At 66.3% G+C, this 20,060-nt stretch carries 21 protein-coding genes; 15 read left to right on the forward strand and 6 right to left on the reverse strand.

The genetic code is table 11. The features are described 5' to 3' along the window. The 4 genes from EER27_RS03505 (at position 1) to EER27_RS03520 (ending at position 5,209) form a co-directional block, all read left to right on the forward strand. A complete protein-coding gene (locus EER27_RS03505; RefSeq protein ID WP_123086601.1) occupies positions 1 to 1,044 on the forward strand; it encodes a helix-turn-helix domain-containing protein in 1,044 nt (347 codons plus the stop codon). A 91-nt stretch (positions 1,045 to 1,135) separates the two neighbouring features. Then, positions 1,136 to 2,347 (forward strand): nuclear transport factor 2 family protein, encoded by a 1,212-nt coding sequence (locus tag EER27_RS03510; RefSeq protein WP_148040913.1) that lies wholly within the window; start codon positions 1,136 to 1,138, stop codon positions 2,345 to 2,347. 37 nt (positions 2,348 to 2,384) lie between these two features. Next, positions 2,385 to 3,500, forward strand: a complete 1,116-nt coding sequence (locus EER27_RS03515) for a serine hydrolase domain-containing protein (RefSeq protein ID WP_123086603.1) — start codon at positions 2,385 to 2,387, stop codon at positions 3,498 to 3,500. Continuing rightward, entirely contained in the window at positions 3,497 to 5,209 is a 1,713-nt protein-coding gene (locus EER27_RS03520; RefSeq protein ID WP_223807146.1) for a serine hydrolase domain-containing protein, read from the forward strand. Before EER27_RS03515 ends, EER27_RS03520 begins: the two co-directional genes overlap by 4 nt. Positions 5,210 to 5,309: 100 nt before the next feature. On the opposite strand, the gene EER27_RS03525 is transcribed toward EER27_RS03520, so the two are convergent. After that, entirely contained in the window at positions 5,310 to 5,720 is a 411-nt protein-coding gene (locus EER27_RS03525) for a winged helix-turn-helix transcriptional regulator (RefSeq protein ID WP_123086604.1), read from the reverse strand. Between the two features lie 122 nt (positions 5,721 to 5,842). On the opposite strand from EER27_RS03525, the gene EER27_RS03530 reads away from it, so the two are divergent. Further along, a complete protein-coding gene (locus tag EER27_RS03530) occupies positions 5,843 to 6,733 on the forward strand; it encodes an NAD(P)-dependent oxidoreductase (protein WP_123086605.1) in 891 nt (296 codons plus the stop codon). A gap of 72 nt (positions 6,734 to 6,805) precedes the next feature. On the opposite strand, the gene EER27_RS03535 is transcribed toward EER27_RS03530, so the two are convergent. The 4 genes from EER27_RS03535 to EER27_RS03550 form a co-directional block, all read right to left on the reverse strand. Beyond that, positions 6,806 to 8,761, reverse strand: coding sequence for a M66 family metalloprotease (locus EER27_RS03535; RefSeq protein WP_223807147.1), 1,956 nt, complete (start codon positions 8,759 to 8,761; stop codon positions 6,806 to 6,808). A gap of 613 nt (positions 8,762 to 9,374) precedes the next feature. Next, entirely contained in the window at positions 9,375 to 9,842 is a 468-nt protein-coding gene (locus tag EER27_RS03540) for a hypothetical protein (protein ID WP_123086606.1), read from the reverse strand. 3 nt (positions 9,843 to 9,845) lie between these two features. Next, a complete protein-coding gene (locus tag EER27_RS03545; protein ID WP_123086607.1) occupies positions 9,846 to 10,067 on the reverse strand; it encodes a helix-turn-helix domain-containing protein in 222 nt (73 codons plus the stop codon). A 3-nt stretch (positions 10,068 to 10,070) separates the two neighbouring features. Next, positions 10,071 to 10,604: a DUF2975 domain-containing protein gene (locus tag EER27_RS03550; RefSeq protein ID WP_190285623.1), complete on the reverse strand. Its 534-nt coding sequence runs from the start codon at positions 10,602 to 10,604 to the stop codon at positions 10,071 to 10,073. A 471-nt stretch (positions 10,605 to 11,075) separates the two neighbouring features. Between EER27_RS03550 and EER27_RS03555 the strand changes: the two genes are divergently transcribed. From EER27_RS03555 to EER27_RS03575, 5 genes are all read left to right on the forward strand, one after another. Continuing rightward, positions 11,076 to 11,609: a helix-turn-helix transcriptional regulator gene (locus tag EER27_RS03555; protein WP_123086609.1), complete on the forward strand. Its 534-nt coding sequence runs from the start codon at positions 11,076 to 11,078 to the stop codon at positions 11,607 to 11,609. Continuing rightward, the gene (locus tag EER27_RS03560; RefSeq protein WP_123086610.1) at positions 11,606 to 12,010 is read left to right on the forward strand and encodes a VOC family protein; all 405 of its coding nucleotides are present in this window, start codon (positions 11,606 to 11,608) and stop codon (positions 12,008 to 12,010) included. Before EER27_RS03555 ends, EER27_RS03560 begins: the two co-directional genes overlap by 4 nt. A 92-nt stretch (positions 12,011 to 12,102) precedes the next feature. Beyond that, entirely contained in the window at positions 12,103 to 12,321 is a 219-nt protein-coding gene (locus EER27_RS03565; protein WP_123086611.1) for a hypothetical protein, read from the forward strand. 164 nt (positions 12,322 to 12,485) lie between these two features. Further along, positions 12,486 to 12,983, forward strand: coding sequence for a DUF1801 domain-containing protein (locus EER27_RS03570; RefSeq protein ID WP_425480806.1), 498 nt, complete (start codon positions 12,486 to 12,488; stop codon positions 12,981 to 12,983). 119 nt (positions 12,984 to 13,102) lie between these two features. Beyond that, entirely contained in the window at positions 13,103 to 13,474 is a 372-nt protein-coding gene (locus EER27_RS03575) for a hypothetical protein (RefSeq protein WP_123086612.1), read from the forward strand. A gap of 48 nt (positions 13,475 to 13,522) precedes the next feature. Here the strand turns inward: EER27_RS03575 and EER27_RS03580 are convergent, their stop codons facing one another. After that, positions 13,523 to 13,918, reverse strand: coding sequence for a hypothetical protein (locus EER27_RS03580; protein ID WP_148040914.1), 396 nt, complete (start codon positions 13,916 to 13,918; stop codon positions 13,523 to 13,525). Between the two features lie 497 nt (positions 13,919 to 14,415). Here EER27_RS03580 and EER27_RS03585 point away from each other — a divergent pair, with 497 nt between their 5' ends. The 5 genes from EER27_RS03585 (at position 14,416) to msrA (ending at position 19,883) form a co-directional block, all read left to right on the forward strand. Beyond that, positions 14,416 to 15,090 (forward strand): carboxypeptidase regulatory-like domain-containing protein, encoded by a 675-nt coding sequence (locus EER27_RS03585; protein ID WP_148040915.1) that lies wholly within the window; start codon positions 14,416 to 14,418, stop codon positions 15,088 to 15,090. A 16-nt stretch (positions 15,091 to 15,106) separates the two neighbouring features. Then, positions 15,107 to 17,452 (forward strand): putative bifunctional diguanylate cyclase/phosphodiesterase, encoded by a 2,346-nt coding sequence (locus tag EER27_RS03590; RefSeq protein WP_123086615.1) that lies wholly within the window; start codon positions 15,107 to 15,109, stop codon positions 17,450 to 17,452. Then, positions 17,452 to 18,699: a hypothetical protein gene (locus EER27_RS03595; protein WP_148040916.1), complete on the forward strand. Its 1,248-nt coding sequence runs from the start codon at positions 17,452 to 17,454 to the stop codon at positions 18,697 to 18,699. Before EER27_RS03590 ends, EER27_RS03595 begins: the two co-directional genes overlap by 1 nt. A 216-nt stretch (positions 18,700 to 18,915) precedes the next feature. Beyond that, positions 18,916 to 19,377: a peptide-methionine (R)-S-oxide reductase MsrB gene (gene msrB, locus EER27_RS03600; protein WP_123086617.1), complete on the forward strand. Its 462-nt coding sequence runs from the start codon at positions 18,916 to 18,918 to the stop codon at positions 19,375 to 19,377. Further along, complete coding sequence (msrA, locus tag EER27_RS03605) at positions 19,374 to 19,883, forward strand: peptide-methionine (S)-S-oxide reductase MsrA (RefSeq protein WP_123086618.1); 510 nt, start codon at positions 19,374 to 19,376, stop codon at positions 19,881 to 19,883. The genes msrB and msrA overlap by 4 nt, the downstream gene beginning before the upstream one ends. The last annotated feature ends 177 nt before the right edge of the window (positions 19,884 to 20,060 follow it).

Genomic DNA, 20,060 nt, shown 5'->3' on the forward strand with positions numbered 1-20,060 from the left:
ATGCTCAAGTCGCATCTGCTGTTCTTCTTTGCCGGCCTGGGCGCATTCAATGGCTTGGCACTGTCGCTCTATCTGCTCTGGCGACAACCGGCAACGCCGGCGCAACGGTGGTTGGCCGCACTGGTGCTGATGCTCAGCATCCGAACCGGAAAGTCCGTGCTGTTCTACTTCTGGCCCGAGGTTTCCAAGCTGGTCCTGCAGGTCGGCCTGACCGCCTGCTTGCTCATTGGCCCCTGCCTGATCGGCTTCGTGCGCGCCTGGGCAGATCCGCAACGACGGCACACCCGGAAGGATCCGCTTTTCGGATGGGGCTTGCTCGCGCTGGCAACCGGCTTTGGCGTGGCCTTCCCGTATGCCGACCACGTGGGTTTGTGGGCAGGGGCGGTCTGGCGCTGGATCCAGTTTGGCTGGCTGGCGTGCCTGCTGGTGGCCGGTGGGCTGTTTGTCCGTGCCACCCGGCAGCAGGACAGCCACGACGCAGGCGACGGATTGGCCCGCGGGCATGTCGCGGCGGTGGTCGCGGGTGTGGCGGTGATCTGGCTGGCCTATTTCACCGCCGGGTTGACCTCGTACATCGTGGGCGCGCTGTCGTTCTCGCTCGTGCTGTACCTGAGTGCCATCGTGGCCCTCGCCCAGCGTAGGAAGCGCCGCGCTGCGGCGCCTTACCAGGACCGCAAGATCGCCCCGGGCGAAGCCGAGGCGGCATTGCAGTCTCTGCACACGTTGATGGCCCAGGAGCACCTGTACAAGGACGCCAGCCTGACCCTGGCCAGGCTGGCCCGGCGACTCAACATGACCCCGGCGCGCTTGTCGCAGCTGCTGAACGACAACCACAAGACCGCCTTCCGGCAGTACCTGGTGCAACTGCGGGTCGAGGCGGCCAAGGGGCTGTTGAGCACGCCCGACCTGGTGTCGATGGAGCAGGTCGCCGAAGCCTCCGGGTTCCTGTCCATGTCCACGTTCTACACCAGCTTCAAGAAGGTGGAGGGCACGACGCCGGCCGCTTGGCGGCAGATGCAACTGCGGTCGAACGCCGACTCCTGAAACGTGTTTCCGGAGTCCGGAAGCGTGTTGCAACATACTGTTTGCCAAGGGAAAACATCAGCATGTTGGTCTTCCCCAACAGGAGTCCACCGTGCCTGCACCTCCCGCCATGCCGACGACCATCGGTGCCGTTTCATTCCGCGCAGTGCTCGTCCAACTGCTGGGCAGCGTCCTCATCGTGCTGTTGATGAGCGGCTGGGCCCAGGCCCAATCGCTCCCGGATGACCGTCGGGTTGCCGCCGTGATCCAGGACTACCTGGAGGGCAGTTCCTACAACCGGCCCGAACAGCTTCGGCGCGCGTTCCACCCCAGTGCCCGTCTGTACCTCAGCCAGGGCGTGAGTGGCATGCGGGAGGTGAGTGTCGATCAGTACGTCGGCGGGTTCACCCGGAACCCGGGCCAGTTCAACGGGCGATTCGGCCGACTGATCAGCGTGCAGGTCGAGGGCAGCATCGCGACCGCGAAGGCGGAGATCCTGGTCGGCAAGGATCAGGCACGCTTCATTGACTTGTTCCTGCTGAAGAAGCTCGGCGAAGACTGGCAGGTCATCAGCAAGACCGCGACCCGCTTCCAGGCGCCGGCTCACGGCCGTCAGGTGGTCCTGGTCGTGTCCAACGTCACCACGATGCCCGGCACCCAACTCAGCGCCGGCAACAGCTTTGCGGAGCTGATCCATGCCTATTCCACGTTCCGCGACGCGGGCTACGGCGTGCAGTTTGTGAGCCCTGAAGGTGGGGCCGTGCCACTGGCCTACATCGACACCCGCGATCCGGAGCACACGGCCAGGATCTACGACCGCGACTTCATGTGGGCGTTGGCCAATACGCGCAAGCCCGAGGAGGTGAGTGCCGTCGACTACGCCGCGCTGATGTACATCGGTGGCAGCGCGGCGATGTATGGCGTCGCGGATCACGCCGGTCTCAAGTCCCTGGCGGCGCGCATCTACGAACAACAGGGCGGCATTGTCTCGGCGGTCTGTCACGGCAGCGCCGGTCTGGCAAACCTGATGCTGTCCGACGGCACGGCGCTGGTGAGCGGCAAGCGGGTCACCGGCTACCCCGATGCCTTCGAAGACAAGCGGGCGCCGTACTACAAGACTTTTCCGTTCTCGATCGAGCAGCGCCTGCGGGAGCGCGATGGCCTGTTCCGCTACGGTGCCCGCAACACCTCGCACGTGGAGATCGATGGCCGGCTCATCACCGGCATGAACTGGCAATCCACCCGCGACGTCGTCAAGGCCATCATCGCGCAGCTGGAGGCGCCAGGCCCGGCGGAAGCGACAACGCGAAATTCAACCCGCTGATCGTCACACCATTGGCCAGCTCGCCTCAGGAAGATTCATGTTGATTGGAAAGCACGGCCTCACAGCGATCATCGCTGCCGCCCTCCTGTCGCTTCATTCACTTGCTGGTGCCGCAAGCACATTGGACGAAGCGAACGAGCGGACCCGGAAGTTCATCCGGGAGACGATGGAGGACAAGCGCATACCGGGATTGCAGATCGCCGTCATCAAGGACGATCGCGTCGTGCTGTCCGAAAGCCACGGCTTGGCCAACGTCGAGAACCGCGTGCCTGCCACAAGCACGACGTTGTTTCCCATCAACTCGGCAACCAAGTCGTTTACCGGCGTCGCCATGATGCAACTGGCCGAAGCAGGGCTCGTGGATCTCAGCGCCCCGGTCTCTCGTTACCTGGGCGACTTGCCCGAGGCGTGGCGAAGCGTGCGTGTCCGTCAACTCCTGGCGCATACGTCAGGGCTCCCGGACATCCTCGACCAGCAAGGCCTGCTTGGAGGTGGCTCTGAACTGGACGCGTGGAAGGCGGTGAAGCTGCGGCCGATGGACGCGCCAATCGGCGAGAGGTTTGCCTACAACCAGACCAACTACGGCTTGCTGGCACAGATCATCGTCAAGCAAACCAAGATGCCGTATGAGCGGTACCTCGCGAAGCGTCAATTCGATGTGGCAGGCATGCCCTTGTCCACCTTCGGCGACAGCTACGACCTCGTTGCCAACGCAGCCACCATGTACAGCTACCTCCCGCGCAAGACCGACGCTGAGGGCGACGACGAGCGCCTGTCGCATTGGTTCTACGACATGCCGCATGGTCTTTGGGCCGGTGGCGGCATTCAGACCACCGCAGATGAAGTTGCGCGTTGGATCATCGCGCTATCGAGTGGCCAACTGATCAGCGCGGCCAATGTTCAGAACATGTGGATGCCAGAACCATTGAACAGTGGCGCTAAGGGGCGTTGGGCGGCGGGATGGCCGGTGCTGGGAACGTCTCCCAATCGGCAAGTGGCAGGCATGGGGGGTGCCCGTGCCGCATTCGTGATCTATCCGGATGATCGGCTGGCCATCGTCGTGCTGACCAACCTGGTTGGGGCCAATCCCCAGGACTTCATTCCGAAGATCGCCGAGTTCTACAAGCCAATGCAGCTTAGGCGTTCGCCATGAGTCCGATCAGGCGATGGGCCTTCTTGATGGCGATCATCGCCGCCTGGGCCACGCCGTGCGTTGTCCACGCTCAGTCCGCCAGCGCCGCGCCCACTGACCGCCACCAGCAAGTGGATGCGATCTTCGTGCCCTGGAACAGCGCAACCACACCCGGGTGCGCCGTGGGCATCTCCCGAGACGGCGTGCTGGACTACGCGCGCGGTTACGGCATGTCGAGCCTCGAGTACGACGTCGCCATCACCCCGGCATCGATTTTCCACGTCGGTTCCATCTCCAAGCAGTTCACGGCCTTCTCGATCGCACTGCTGGCGCAGGAGGGCAAGTTGTCGCTGGACGATGACATCCGCAAGCACGTGCCGGAGATGCCGGACTTTGGCAAGACGATCACCATCTCGCACCTGATCCATCACAGCAGCGGACTGCGAGAGCAGGGACAGCTTCTGTACCTGGCCGGCTGGCGCAGCGACGACATGATGACCGAAGCCGACATGTTGTCGGTCGCGGCGAAGCAGCGCGGGCTCAACTTCGCTCCGGGGACCGAAACGCTCTACAACAACCTCGGCTACACGTTGCTGGCAGTGATCGTGAAGCGTGTGTCCGGCAAGCCGCTGTGGGCCTTCGCCGACGAGCGGATCTTCCAGCCGCTGGGCATGACCGACACGCACTTCCAGGACGACCACACGCAGATCGTTCGGCGGCGTGCTGCGGGCTACCAGGCGCACAAGGACGGCGGGTGGCGCATCAGCATCCCGACGTCCGACTACTACGGCCCGACCGGTCTGTTCACCACGGTTGGCGACCTGCTGAAGTGGCAAGAGAACCTCGTCCACGCGCGCGTTGGCGGACAAGCGTTGGTGGCATCCGTGCAGACTTCGGCTACTTCGAACAACGGCGCGGCGACCGGCTACGGTGCCGGAGTCTTCGTCCGAAATTTTCGCGGTCTGCGCACGGTGGGGCACGACGGCGTGCACGCCGGATACCGCGCGGATGCCATCGCCTTCCCGGATCAGCGGCTGGCCATCGTGACGCTGTGCAACGGTGCCACGATTGCTCCCGCAGAGCTCGCCCAGAAGATCGCTGCCGTGTACCTGGGCGATCGCATGACAGCCAATGCGCCCTCGGTGAGCGTGCCGGACGCGGAGTTGTCGGCGCTGGCGGGCGTCTACTGGAGTCCGTTGACGGATGAGGTGGTACGGGTGGAGGCGAAGGACGGCGCGCTACGCCCCACTGGCGCACCGTCTCGCCTCGAACCGCTCGGCAACGGCGCATTTCGCATGGGCGAAACGACACGGTGGCGATTCACCGCCGACGTCCCCGGAGCACGCGAGCTGCGAATCTGGGATGTCTGGCCAACGCCGAGAATGTTCACCCGCGTCACCGAGCCGCTGCCCGCTGCCCCGGCACTGGCATCGTTCACGGGCCAGTACCGCATCGACGAGGTCGACATGACGTACACGGTGCTCATGGCGGACGGCACGTTGACGATGCGTTGGCCGCGACAGACGGATCTCCTGCTCGAAGCCGTCGGCGGTGATCGCTTCGTCAGCGGCGCGTGGACGGTGACCTTCACGCGCACGGCGTCGGGCGTCGTGGATGGATTGACGATCACTGCACGCCGCCTGCGGCGTTTGCGGGCGGAACGGCTCACGACAGCGCAGACACCCACGCGACGAGTGGGCACCGGCGCCTCGGAGATTCACGCCCGCTGACAGCGTGGCGTTCCACGGAGCTGGAACCCATCGAGGCGCGAAGTTCCGTGTGCAACCGCCTCAGTGGGTTGCGCCCGCCGGGCAGCAACGACGGCGCGGCTCAACCGGACGCGCTTTCGGCCCGTGCGCTTGCCAACGGTTCGTTCGACGGATGCGCCACTGCCGACGAATCGGACGCAGGGGCTGGGTATCGGCCGGTTGCACGTGCGAACGCTTCGCCCCAATCGGCGATCGGTGCCAGTGCGGCGTTCAAGCTCACACCCCATTGCGTCAGCGCGTATTCCACGCGCGGCGGCACCTCATGAAACACCGTGCGACTGATGAGTCCATCGCGATCGAGCTCGCGCAGCTGCTGTATCAGCATCTTTTCGGTCACGCCGGACACCTTGCGCTTGAGTTCACCGAATCGAACGCTGCCAAACGATAGCTCCCACAGGATGGCCACCTTCCATTTGCCGCCGATCGCCTCGAACGCCGGCCCGATTCCACAGTCGTAATGCGTGTTCGCCATTTTCGAACTCCCGTTGCGATACAAATCTTACCAATCCGTAAGTACCTTACTTTTTTGTCCGTACTTGTTGCACGACAAGGCAGTACCTACCGTAGTTCGCACCTTCCAACTGGAATTCGAAGATGACGAACGTAACGGTAATTGGCTTGGGCCCCATGGGGCATGCACTGGCTGACTTGCTGCTCAAGGCGGGGCAAACGGTCACCGTGTGGAATCGCAGCGCCGACAAGGCATCGGCGCTCGTCGAGCGCGGCGCCACGATGGCGTCCTCGCCTGCAGCGGCCATCGCCGCCAGTCCCATCACGATTGTCTGCGTACTCGATTACGCCGGCGCAGAAGCGATTCTCGCAAGCGAAGGCGCTTCGTCGGCGATGAAAGATCGCCTGATCGTGAACCTCGGCACGGGCAGCCCCAGCGACGCCCGGCACCTGGAGTCCCTGGTGCATCAGCACGGAGGCCGCTATCTCGACGGTGCGATCCAGGCCGCTCCCAGTCAGATGGGCCAGGACGATACGCCGCTGTTCGTCTCGGGGCGCCGGCCGCATTTCGATGAGGCGCAATCGGTGCTGCGCGTGTTCGCGGGCAACGTGGAATTCCTCGGCGAGGAGATCGATGCGGCCGCGTACATGGATCTGGCCACGCTGTCGTATGTCTACGGTGCGTACGCCGGTTTCATTCACGGGGCCAACATCGCCGGCGCGACCGGCATCGACGTTGCCACGTACGGTCGCCTGGTGAACTCGATCTCGCCCAGCTTCGGCGCGTTTTTCCAGCACGAAGGCAACGTCATCGCGTCCGGAGATTTCCGCGTTACCGAAAGCCCGCTGCGGATCTCCATTCCCGCGGTGCGGCGCATCCTGCAAGCGTCCCAGCAGCTGGGCATCGACACGCAGGTGCCGGCGCTCGTCGACGGCTGGCTGCAGCGCGCCGACGATGCGGGGCTGGCCAATGAAGAGCTCGCCGCGCTGATCAAGGTGGTGCGTCAACGTCAGTCGATCAGCGCCGCAGCGTGATACGTGAAAGCGGGGCCAGCGCGCTTTCTCAAGCGTTCGCTGGCCCCGGCAGACATCTGGCTGGCGTGCCCGTCAGTGCCTGAAGGCGCTTAGCCTGGCGGGCAGTTGAGGGGGCAGGCAGTTCGTGCCAGGAACGCACCCACACCCCCCCATCACCACCCGCACGCACTTCGGGGCGGGTGCCGCCGAGGCCGGCACTGCCACGGTGGGTGGCTCGACGCAGACTGGCGTGGCCGTGCTGACCTGGCGCGAGGCCAGCACAACCGGACTGGCGGGCAGGCCGTCCCACAGCATCGGCGTGTCCAGCAGTTCGATCTTCCGCAGCGGTTTGTCAGCGGGCACGTTGACGCCGAACAGGCGGAAGCTGTCGCCGCTGAGCGGATTGCTCGCATTGGCACCCGGCGCGGTCTTCGGACCCCACCATGGGCGGAAGCCGCCCTGGATTGCCACATGACGGACGCTGCCGTCGGCGTAGGTAACGCGCACGGTGTAGTCACAACCGCTTGCATGGCAGTACCACGGGTTGGAACTCGTGTTGGGCACGATGCTGGCCCGCTCCGCCGCCTTGGTCGGATCGATGTAACGAATCCGGTTGCCGAAATACGCAAGCGGCGGATAGATCTGGGTCACACCCGGCGTACCGGCACGGCTGATGGTGAGAAGGATCGAGTAGACCGGCAGGTCGTGCTGGACCGGCAGCCCGCCGTCGAAGCCGTAGAGCCCCTTGTCGGTGGTGGCCGGAGTGACGTTGACCCAACGGCGATCGATCCCGTCCCAGCGCCGGTAGCCACCCGGATAGGCCATGTCACGGATCACGGCGCCACCGCTGTAGGTGTGTTTGCCGCTGCTGTCGGTGCCTGTCCTGCCCTCCAGGTGTCGCTGGAAGACGGCGGTGCTGAAGTCGGAGAAAGTTGCGTAGGCATACCCTTGCGCCTGGTCGCCCGCGCCGCTCTGCATCGGGTCCTGTTTCACGCAGCGTCCCAGAGTGTCGAGCTGCCGCGGCGTGCCATCGAACGTGTGGCTGGTGCAACCGTTGTAGCGCGATGCGCTGGTGGGCACGAAGGGGCCCAGGAACTGCCTGCGCAGGCTGTCGTAACCCCACGCAGAACCGGCGAGGCTGCCGCCCACGTAAGGATAGCTGCCGTTCTTGTAAGCCCCTCCCACGTGCGGCAGGCCCATGGCGTGCCCTTGCTCGTGGATGAAGATGCCCTGGTAGTGGTGATCTCCGGTGCCGACGTTGCCGCCTCCCAGTCCGCCACCGGGCGATCGATAGACGCCCTGCGCGTCGAGCATCATCAACGGTGCGTAGTACTGGGTGTTGTCGATTGCCTCGCCGTTGGCTTCGCGCAGCTTGCCCAGGATGCCCAGCACGGCGCTCATCGTGGCATAGCCATCGCGTTGCTGGCTCATGTTGGACACCACGTACGCCGGCCCGCCCGAGCGCGGACCGATGACCATCTGGGGCCAGACGATCCGGATGGCGGCATGTGTCTGCGCGACGACGCTCGCCGCTGGCCACTTGGCGAAGATCTCGTTTGCGGTTGTCCGCGCTGGCCTGGATGACAGGTTCATCGGTACCGAGTTGCCTTCGTTGGCCCCGAACAGATAGAACGGCAAGATGCGCAGGTTGATCGGCACGTCCGCACCGATGGACGGGCGGCGCGGCGCACCGGCCGCGTAGTTGTCGGCAAACGCACGCAATGTCAGGCCCGGGCGCATCCAACCGGCCGGCAGCGTTGCGCTGTAGCGGTTGCTGGCAAACGCCGGTCCCTGGGACTCCGTCGGCGGCAAGGCCGAGGGCCGCGCCAACGCCACGGCGCCCAGCTGGACCTCACCCAACCAGGCTTCGAGTTTCGGATTCACCGCATTGCCCACCGGCAAGGTCACCAGGGCCAGCGATTCGCGTCGACCGACCAGGTGGAGACGTTCGTTGGCCTTGGGAAGCGACCAGCTCAGGCCTGCCTCGGGCAGCACGTGTGTCTGGGCGATTTCCAGCGATCCGATCTCGAGCGAACCGGCAATCGCCATCGACGTGACCTGCGCCGATGTGGCGCTGTCGTCGTTGGACCATGGCCCGACGACGACATTGCGGGGCCGGCTTGCAAGAACGATTGGCGCGCTGGAATCGCTGTACGCCGGCGCGGCATGCGCGCTGGGCGCAGGAGCGGCCCCATCCGGATCACATGCGCTCAATCCCAGCGGCAGGGCCAGGGCGATCAACGCCCGTCGAAAGAAACCAGGAAAAAAAATCGACTCACTCACAGCAACCCCCTGTTGCCGTTGCTGCCCGAAGCAGCGGATGGATTGAATCGGCAGGCAGCCACTCCGAAACCCGGAGGATCGGAGCGGTCGGCGCGATGGCGCCGAAAAACTGATGAACTTACTGCCCCCCGACGTGCGTCTCGGAGCATCCCCGATAGCCGCGGATTTTATGCGGTCGTCGACATGGGGAAGGGGACTGGGTTCACGAATGCCGCTAACGCAGGTGCAGTGCGCTTTGCATGAGCTTCACTCATGCAGGGCATTTGACGTCGCGTCGCGTCGCGATACATGCGACGGCGACGTCCGACGCTTGGATTTCCTTGTCCCATCACGCGAGGCCAAGCCGGTCAGCCGACGCCTGGCGATGACTCGGTCACCACTAGGCGGCAGGGTTCGGCAACAGTTGTGTGGCGTTGCCGCGTGGCCACCGCACGTAGGTGCGGTACGCATAGCCCCACGGCACCACGGCTGCCATCAGGGGGATGCCGATGAACGCGTTCGCGATTTCTTCCGCGGGCGAGCCGGCCAACGTGCCCGCTTGCCACAGCGGCAAGGCGATGAAGCCCAGCCACAACGCCTTGTAGACGATGGTGAAGAACATCAGCGGCAGCCAGCGCAGCGGATGCACGAGCCCGAACACGGCAAGCGAGGGGTAGGCGGCCCAGACGCAGACGGTCACCGCGCGTACCGGGTCCCATGGCCCCTCGTGCGTCAGCAGCCCCTGGAACGCCACCGGCGCGACAAAGATCAGCATCAGGAAATAGAACAGGCGCAGACCCCAGATGTTGAATGGGCGGACGCCTTCGTGGCGCTGCGGGTTGGAGGTGAACGCGTAGGCGAGGTTCATGACTCACTCCTGGGGTGGTTGGGTGGGATCGAAGGCCAGCAAGTCGCCGGGCTGGCACTGGAGGACGGCGCAGACCGCCTCGAGCGTGGAAAAGCGGATCGCCTTGGCCTTTCCGGTCTTCAGGATCGACAGGTTGGCGACGGTGATGTCGACCCGCGCGGCCAGTTCGGTCAGCGTCATGCGCCGCGCGTGCAGCAGCTCGTCGAGTTGGATGACGATGGCCATTGGTTACACCGTGCCTTCGAGGTCGGCGCGCATGCGGGCGCCCTGTTCGAACACGCGTGCCAGCACGAACAGCAGCAGCACGGCCAGCCAGGGGGCAAACGAGAACCCGATGTCGAGGTCGAGGTCGATGCCCATCGACGACAGGGAACCGGAGACGGACCAAGCAGTCATGCCGATCAGCAGCCGCAGCGCCTCGCCAACCAGCACCCACCAGGCGATGGCCTGCAGGCGGCGGGCGTTGTCGACGACGAACGGATCGCCGCTGCGTACCGTGTCGACGATAGCCAGCAGCTCGCGCAGCACGCGATGCACCACGTACGCGGCGATCAAGCCCAGGACCACGACGGCGCGCAGCGCGGCCCGCACCTCCCACGGGGTCTGGCCGTCGGTCATGCCGAGGGCAGCCGAAAGCACTGGCGGGTAAAGCAGGGTGGCGACCAGCAACGCACCGATGGCGAAGGCATACAGCGCGTTGAGCACTGTCAGGCCGAGAAGGAGCGGGCGGGTCAGGGCGAGGGCGTTCGGGGAGGTGGTCATGGCACTGTCGCCTGTTGGATATCGTGGATCGATATATACGATATCGAAAAACGATATGCAATAGGACGCAAGTAACGGGTGGGCGGACCCCGGGAACGGGCGTGCCCGGTGCTCGACCTGCCGATGCCACCAAGTGGTGCGGCTCCCGGTACGGCGTGCCCGTCGGCGTCCGTTTGGTCGGCGACCGGTTCCTTGAAGGCTTCGCCACCCGGCCACACCGCATTGGCCCCACGAATTGTCCCCATGGCCCATGGCGAACGGGCGCCAGCACATCCGCGACGCACGCGAAGCCGATAAGCTTGGCCAAGCCCAGCGTGCCCGTTGGGCGACGCAAGCCGGCGGGGCGAGGCCCCAGCCCGGCAAAACGTCGATTCGTCACCGTCGGCGGGGTGCAGACGCCGTGCTGCTGTCATCCTGTCGCGCGGCGCGCGAGGCGATGCGACGCTTGACGAGGACACCGATCGGTCGCTCATGGAAACAGAGCCCACAAACGCACCAGAACGCGCGCATGCAGGCCTCGACCCCGAGTTGTTGCGCCGGCTGCTGCGCGCGAAGGACCGGATCGACGCCGCGTCACATGAGGACTGGCCCGTCCAGCGCCTGGCGCGCGTGAGCAGCGTCTCCGCGGCCCACTTCGCGCGATCGTTCAAGGAGGCGTTCGGCCTCCCGCCGCACCGTTACCTGCTTACGCGTCGACTGGAGCGGGCCAAGGCGCTGCTGCGCGACACCGACCTGCCCATCCTCGACATCGCCTTGCAGACCGGGTGGAACAGCCTGGGGACGTTCGGGCGCACGTTTCGCGACGTGACCGGCTCCAGCCCCGGTGAGCTGCGCGCGCGCGAAAAGGCCGCTTTGCATGCACTCGAGTGGGTGCCTGCGTGTTTCGTCAGTGCTGCCCACCGACCCGACCTCACTATCGCAGTTTCGGAGAAGCGGCGGCAGGCCGAGGTCGGCAAGAATGTGGCCACGCACGAATCGCGTGCAGACCAAGCGGAGATCACATGAGTCAGGGAGTTGGCGTTACCGGGTTGTACGTTCGGGATCAGGACGAAGCCCTTCAGTTCTATGTCGAGAAGCTCGGCTTCCAGGTCCACACCGATGCGCGCAACGGCGACTACCGTTGGCTCACGGTGCAGCACCCGGACCAGCCGTCCTTCCAGCTCGGTCTGTTCGTCCCGCAGGCGCCGATGGTCGATGACGCCACTGCGCAGACCCTGCGCGAGGCCGTGGCGAAAGGCGCGATGCCGCCGCTGGTGCTGGTCGTCGACGATTGCCGCGCCGCCTGCGACCGGATGCGCGGCCGCGGCGTCGAGATCACCTCGGGGCCCGAGGAACGTTACGGCACCGTGGACGCCAGCTTCCGTGATCCGTCGGGGAACGGGTGGAAGATGATCCAGGCGCGCTGATTGTGCGTCGCCCGCCGGCCCCTCACCGGGTCGGCGGGCGAACGGGGCGCTCCCGCCGGAGGCAGTTGGGCTGCTCTCTACAGGAGGTCACATTGAACTGGAACAAAGGGACTCGGCAGGTTCATCGCTGGCTGTCCGTCGTCTTCCCGGTGGCCGTCATCGTCAACATGATCGTCATCGCGCAAGGGCAGTACGTGGCGTGGGTGGGCCTGCTGGCGGTTGCACCGCTCGCGTTGCTGCTGCCAACCGGTCTGTACCTGTTCGCGCTGCCGTATGTCACGAGATGGCGCGGCGGACGGGCCACCGGGTAGGCGGACACCACGAGCGCGCCCCGTCACACGTGCACAAGTTGGCATGCGGACGACTGCCGGCGCTTCGCACCTCCATCGGCACGTCCGCACTGTCTTCCAACGACCCGGTCGAGGTCGAAACCACCGCAATTCTGGAGAGAAACGCAATGGCCAGTGAGACGTCCGTGAAGCCAAGGAAGGTGGCCGAGAAGACCGCCGCCAAGCGGGTCGCCACGAAGGCGGCCGCGCCGCGCAAGGCAGCCGTCAAGGCATCGGACACCCTGAGCGCGTCCGAGCGCATCGACCGGAAGATCGCCAGCCTGGGCGACTGGCGTGGCGAGCGCCTGGCGCAGATCCGCGCGCTCATCCATGAGGTCGATCCCGAAGTGGTCGAAGAGTGGAAGTGGATGGGTACTCCCGTCTGGTCGAACGGCGGCATGTACGTGCTCGCCAACGCCCACAAGGACAAGGTGAAGCTCACGTTCTTCCATGGCGCGCAGCTCGCCGATCCCAAGAAGTTCTTCAACGCGGGCCTGGACGGTGGCAAGTGGCGTGCGACGGACCTGCGCGAAGGCGACAAGATCGACACGGCCGTGCTCAAGGCATTGCTGCGCGAAGCGATCGCGTACAACACCACCCACGCGGTACCCAAAAGCAGGGGATCGCGATCGCCGGTGAAATGAATCGTCACCGAACCCCGGGCGCGTAGCGTTATCGGAGCGTCAAACCCGCCGGCATCTCTCACCGGCGTTTCACCTTGGCGCCGGTATTGGACTTCCATCCACTCTGGAGGGAGGTTGTCATGCGCAAGTTGCTGATTGGAATCTGTCTTGGACTGGTGGCGTCGGTGGCCGGCGCCGATGGCGTGGAAAACAAGTGGCGCCTGGAGTTCAGTGGCAACGCCGAGTCCGCAGGCAGGATCGTGCTGGCGTTGGCGCCGGCGCAGGGTGATCCGATCCGCGCCACCGTCGATGTTCCGTACGGACGCGCAGAGAACGACGTGGCCAGGGACGTGCGCGATGCGCTGCAGGCCCAGTCGGGCAAGCGGTACAGCGTCGAGGTCGACGACGGAGAAGACGTGCTGGTGAAGAAGCACGAAGGTGAGCGCGATTTCGTCATCACCATCGTCGAGAACAGCGTCCAGGGCGTGCGCATCAACATCGGCGCCGAGTAACCCCGCCGATGCAGGCCCATGCCGGCGCATCGCCGCCGGGGAGGGCGCCTATTTTTCTGCCTTGGTCCTCTCCGCTGCCTGCGTGGCGCGCACCACGGCGATCTCGGCCGGCAACTGGCGCTGCAACAGGGCGAGCAGCTCCGCCACCGCATCACTGTCGATCGGCTTGCCGGCCTGCGTGGTGGCGGTGACCCTGGTGGTCAGACGCCGGATCGTCTCCGACTGCGGCAGCGCCTTGGTCAGGATCAAGAACGCCTCGCCCCGATAGCGCAGGCTGTAAAGATCGAGCATCTGCGCGCGACCGTCGTACTCCACGCCCGCCGTCCGCACCGCGATCTGGCCAACGGCGTTCCAGGTGTCGAGCTTGTCGGCTTCGATCAAGAACTCGCCGCGCGTCGTGAGTGGTGGCAGGACGATCTCAGCGGGAGGCAATTCCACCTTCATGGGCTCGCCCATCGTGCGACAGCCGGCGAGCAGCACTGCCGGCACGATCGCGATCAGGATCGCGTAAGTCGGGGGCAGGAAGATGAGTCGAGCAGACACCGGCGTCCTCCATCGGACGACACTGTTTTGGCACCACCGACGTGAAGGGGACGGAAACTTTCGGCCCTCGGCGTGCGCGCATGGAGCATGCGTTTACTTGCCAGTATGGGAGTCGCGAACGCGACTGTGTTGCCGCCAACATCGGACCACGGTTCTGCAATGCACGTCGCTCCGCGCAGTGGCCGCATGGCGCGTGGGGCGCGGCGTGCACGGCTTGGGCGAACGACGGATCCGGCAGCGACGCGGGCACTGTGACGATGGTCTTCACCTCGGCGTTGCCGAGGTACTGATACCTCTGTTGTCGCTCGCGGCAAATGTCGGAATTGGCAGGAGTGCTACGCTCGTGGCACCGGGGCTGGGTTGGCCCGTCCGCCAGTGGCGTCTTCGGAGGAAGCGGCATGCGGAACCGGAAGCAGGGAATGCTGTTGGGCATCCTGGTCTTGGTCGGCGTCACGGCCGCTGCGGCGGCCGAACTCGAGGTGCGCGTCAACGATCGACGCGGTGGGCCCGTCTCCGACGCCGTCGTGACCGTGGTCGTTCGCGGCGTGTCGCCGCCCACGCCCAACACGCCCGTCCGTCCGGCGTCCGGATCCCAGCGGGTAGTGGACCAGAAGGCCTTGGCCTTCACCCCGTACGTCGAGGTGTTCCGACCCGGCGACGAAGTCGTCTACAGCAACAGCGATCGCACCCGCCACCACGTCTATTCCTTCTCGCCCATCAAGGCCTTCGAGTTGGTGCTCGCGCCTGGGGCGAAGTCGGCGCCGCTGAAGCTCGAGCGTTCCGGGGTGATCGCGGTGGGCTGCAACATCCACGACGGGATGATCAACTACCTGTACATCTCCGATGCGCCGTGGGCCGCCCGCACCGATGCACGTGGCGTGGTTGCGTTCCGCGGCCTGCCAGCGGGCGCATTTGATGTGCGCGTCTGGCAGCCCCGACTGCCGCCCAAGCGGCCCGACCTGGTGCAGTCCGGCATCACCCTGCGTGCCGCCGACCGCCGCAGCCTGACCTTTTCGCTGTCGCTGCTCCCCGACTCGCGCCTGCAGTTCGACCGCGAGCACACGCGGTACTGACGCCGAGGCGACGCGCATGGGCTTCCGCTTCCGCCTGGCATCGTTCTTCGTCGTCGCCCTGATCCTCGTGCAGGGCCTTACGGGCGTGCTCGTCTACCAGGTCACCCGGCACGAGCTCATCGGCGAAGGGCAGCGCCAACTGCAGGAGTCCGCGCAGTCGTTCGCGCACCAGTTCCAGGACATGTCCGACCGTGCCGCTGCCAGCGTGCAGGTCCTTGCGCTCGACTTCGCGTTGCGCTCGGCCGTAGCACAGCGCGACGAGGCGACGCTCACCTCGGCGCTGCGCAACCACGGCCGCCGCGTGGGTGCCACGCAGATGCTGGTGATCGGCGTCGACGGCCGCGTCGAGGTGGATACGGCGGGGCAACTGGCGGCGGGCACGCCGTTCCCGCATGCCGATCTTGTCGAGCGTGCGCTGCAGGCACCGGCCGCGGCGACCGTGACCTGGAAACAGCGTGCCTATTGGATGGTGGTCGTGCCCGTGTTCGCTCCGGACCTGGTGGGCTACATCGGCGCCGCCATCCCCGTGGACGATCGCGTCCTGGCCCGGCTGCAGCAGCAGTCGGCGCTGCCTGACAGCATCGAGCTCGCCGCCGCGGACGCGTCGGGCCGACTGGTCGTGCTGGCGCGTGGCCGCGATCCCAGCCAACTGGCCGTGCCGCTGGCCGCACGCGGCAGCCTGCCGACAGCGCCGGTCGTGGTCGACGTCGGCGGACGCGAGTTCGTCTCGCAAGCGGTGTGGCTGCGTGGCGCGCGCCACAGCCCGCGAGTCGCCGCGGTCCTCGGGTTTTCCGTCGACGAGGCGCTCAGGCCGTACCGCCCGGTGGCTGCCGCGTGGGCGGGCCTGCTCGCGTTCGGCCTGACGGTGGGCCTGGTCTGCGCGTGGCTGATCGCACGAAGCGTGTCGCGCCCGATCGAGGAACTGGCGGCGCTGGCGCGACGGATCGCCTCTGGCGACTACAGCCCGCCCGAGGCGCCGGCACGCACCGACGAACTCGGGCAGTTGGCCAATGCGTTCGGCAACATGGCCCACGCGATCCGGGAACGCGAAGCGCGGATCCTGCACCAGGCCGGCCACGACCACGTGACGGGCCTGCCGAACCGGGCGTACACCGAAACCGCGATCCAGCACGCACTTGCCGCGCGCCCGGACGGGACAGCGGCGCTGCTGATGCTGGGCCTTGGGCGGCTGCCGGAGATCATCAAGACGCTCGGTCACGTGGTGTCGGACCGGCTGATGCACGAAGCGGGCGTGCGCCTGCAGCAGCCGGCGGACAGCGGCCTGGTCGCGCGGGCGACGGACACGCAACTGTCGATCTTCCTCCCCGGGGCCGGTCGAGGCGAGGCGATCGAGGTCGCGCACCGCATCGTCGAAGCGCTGGGCGAGCCGTATCGCGAAGCCGACCTCACGCTGGACTTCGCACCGGCCGTCGGCATCGCGTTGGCGCCGCAGCACGGCACCGACGCCAGCGGGCTGTTGCGCCGCGCGGAAGTCGCGATGCTGGGGGCGCTGCATTCCGACGATCCGACCGCCCTCTACGATCCGTCCACCGATCCGCATCGGCCCGAGCGCCTGTCGTTGATGGCCGACCTGCGTCACGCGCTCGAGAACGAGGGCATCAGCCTGCACTACCAGCCAAAGTTGAACCTCCGCGAAGGCCGCATCGACAGTGCCGAAGGCCTCATCCGCTGGCGGCATCCGATCGTGGGACCGGTGGCCCCCGATGCCTTCATCGCGCTGGCCGAGGAAACCGGCAACATCCGCCGCGTGACACGTTGGGCGCTGGGCGCCGGCATTGCCCAGGCGGGCCGGTGGAAAGCCGAAGGTCATGCGGTTCGACTGTCCATCAACGTCTCCGCACGCGACCTCGACTCCCCGGACCTGCCGGCTCGCATCAACGAACTGCTGCGCGTGCACGCCGTCGCACCCGCGCAGATCGTGCTGGAGATCACCGAGAGCGCCATCATGGGCAAGCCGGAGGCGGCGATCGCCGTGCTGCGTCGTCTGGCGGACGACGGCATCGACCTGGCCATCGACGACTTCGGTGTGGGCCAGTCCTCGTTCGCGTACCTGCGTCGGTTGCCGGTGCGCGAGCTCAAGATCGACAAGACCTTCATCACGCATCTGGCCCACTCCCGCGAAGACCGCATCATCGTCAGCTCCATCGTCGAACTCGGCCACCACCTGGGGTATCGCGTCACCGCCGAAGGCGTCGACGATGCGGCCGCGCTGGACTACCTGCGCGAAATCGGCTGCGACCACGCGCAGGGCTATCTGATCGCGCCCCCGCTGGCGGTGGACGACTTTGGACGACTGCTCAACACCGCGCGCTGGCCACTGCCGGCGGCAACGGAGACCTGATGCGAAGGACGGCAGTGGCGTTGGCGTTGGTGGCAGGGCTGATGCAGTGGGTCGCGCGGCCCGCGTACGCGCAGTCGGTGGAGTGGGAGGGCTACCTCGATCTGCGTGCAGCGGCTCCGTCCGACGAAACGAGTTGGCTCAAGGGCGGATCGGGCAAGACGCGCTTTGGCGGCGGTGGTGACGCCGCGTCCGACGACGCCCTGACCGGCGGTGCCGCGCTTGCTGCGATCTTCCAGGTGACGCCGGCGCTGCTGGCGACAGCGACCGTGCAGTACCGGCCCGAACTGGAGCGTCCGTTCGACCTGCTCGAGGGTTACGTCCGCTATCGCCCGGTGTCGACCACGCCGTGGCGCTGGTCGGCCAAGGCCGGCGCGTTCTTCCCGCCGATCTCGCTCGAACACGACGGCATCGGCTGGAGCACTACCCGGACGCTGACGCCCTCGGCGGTCAACTCCTGGGTGGGCGAGGAGCTGCGCACGTTCGGTACGGAGCTGCACGTCGAGCACCGCGGCCGGCACGGTACGCTGGATGCCCGTGCCGCTGTCTTCTTCAAGAACGATCCTGCCGGCGAGCTGCTCGCCTCGCGCGGTTGGGCCATGGGCGATATCGCGCCAGGCGTCGACGGCAGCCTGCGGCAGCCGGACGTGCATGCGCCGGTCGCACGCTCGCCGGTGCCGATGCGGTTCCGCCCGTTCGTCGAGATGGACGATCAACCCGGCTACTACGCCGCGCTGGGGTGGCAGCCATCGTCACAGCGACGCGTCACCGCGCTGTACTACGACAACCACGCCGACCTGGCCGAATCGGTGCGCTACTCAGGCCGCACCGTGCGTGCCTGGCGCACGTACTTCTGGAACGTCGGTGCCGAACAACGCATCGGCGAGTGGGTGCTGCTGGGCCAGGCGATGCACGGCTCGACCATCTTCGAACCCGCGCCCGGCCGGCTGCGGCTCAATACCGAATTCAACGCCGGTTACCTGATGCTGTCCCGCGAGCAAGGCGCCTGGCAACCCGCGCTGCGCGTCGACCTGTTCCAGTCGCAACAGCGCCCTGCGGCACTGTCGCCTCCGTTGAGCGAGCACGGCAACGCGGTGACGGTTGCGCTGAACTGGCGGCCACATGAGCACCTGCGCGTCACCGGCGAAGTGCTGCGCATCGATAGCACGCGCAACCAGCGGCGTCGCGGGGGACTGGAAGCGCGCCAGGTCGACGTGCAGGTCCAGTTGGGCGTGCGGCTGTTCTTCTGACGCCGCGGTTCACCTCTGCAATCTGGCGGCCAGGGCAGGCCGAATCCAAACGGCCTTTGGCGACCTCTCCAGAGTAGTGCGCGCCCGTGCGCGATGCGGTTGTCCCCGGTCCGCCCCGGCCTTGGAGTTTGCCGCACCGGGCCCCATTTCCAGAGAGTCCCGTTCCAGGCCCCATCGGACGGCCGTTCAAAACGTCCGGATGTACAGGAGTCCCCCATGAGTGCTGCCCCCAGCGATTACCGCAAGACCCCCGAGGCCCTCGCCGCGTTGACCCCGGAGCAATACAGCGTCACTCAGGAGGGCGCCACCGAGCGTCCCGGCACCGGTGCGTACCTGCACAACGATGCGCCGGGCATCTACGTGGACATCGTCTCGGGCGAGCCGCTGTTCGCATCGTCGGCCAAGTTCGAGTCCGGTTGCGGTTGGCCCAGCTTCACCAAGCCGATTGCGCCAGCTCACATCAACGAACTGCGCGACACCTCGCACGGAATGATCCGCACCGAAGTGCGCTCGACGCACGGTGACAGCCACCTGGGCCACGTGTTTGACGACGGCCCGACCGACCGCGGCGGACTGCGCTACTGCATCAATTCGGCATCGCTGCGCTTCATCCCGCGCGAGGAGATGGCGTCCGCCGGCTATGGCGCCTACCTGGATCAAGTGGAGGACGTGCGATGAGTACGCAGGAACGGGCGATCCTCGCCGGCGGTTGCTTCTGGGGCGTGCAGGACCTGCTGCGCAAGCGCGATGGCGTGATCAGCACCCGCGTGGGCTACAGCGGTGGCGATGTGCCCAACGCCACCTATCGCAACCACGGTAGGCATGCAGAGGCGGTGGAGATCGTGTTCGATCCCGCGCGGATCAGCTATCGCGACCTGCTGGCGTTCTTCTTCCAGATCCACGATCCGACCACGCCCAACCGGCAGGGCAACGACGTCGGCGCGTCCTATCGGTCGGCGATCTACACCACCACGCCTGCGCAACGGCAGGTCGCACTGGACACCATCGCCGACGTCGATGCATCGGGCCTGTGGCCCGGTGCGGTGGTTACGCAGGTCGCGCCCGCCGGCGACTTCTGGGAAGCCGAGCCCGAGCATCAGGACTACCTGCAGCGCTACCCCGCGGGCTACACCTGCCATTTCGTTCGCCCGGATTGGGAACTCCCACGCCGCGAAGCGGGCTAGCTGGCCGTCGAACCCAGATCTCGTAGTCCCGTCCGGCGCATTACGCCTTCGGCTAATGCGCCCTTGTATCTTCAACCCACCAGCGATGGGCTGGTGATCCGGGGGCACTCGGATCGGTGCAGGGAGAGACTGTTTGCGCCCTGAGACTGCGAGTCTGAAACGTAGATGAGCTCCCTG

Source organism: Montanilutibacter psychrotolerans (assembly GCF_003719825.1).
In the GTDB taxonomy this organism is placed as follows: Bacteria; Pseudomonadota; Gammaproteobacteria; order Xanthomonadales; family Xanthomonadaceae; genus Montanilutibacter; species Montanilutibacter psychrotolerans.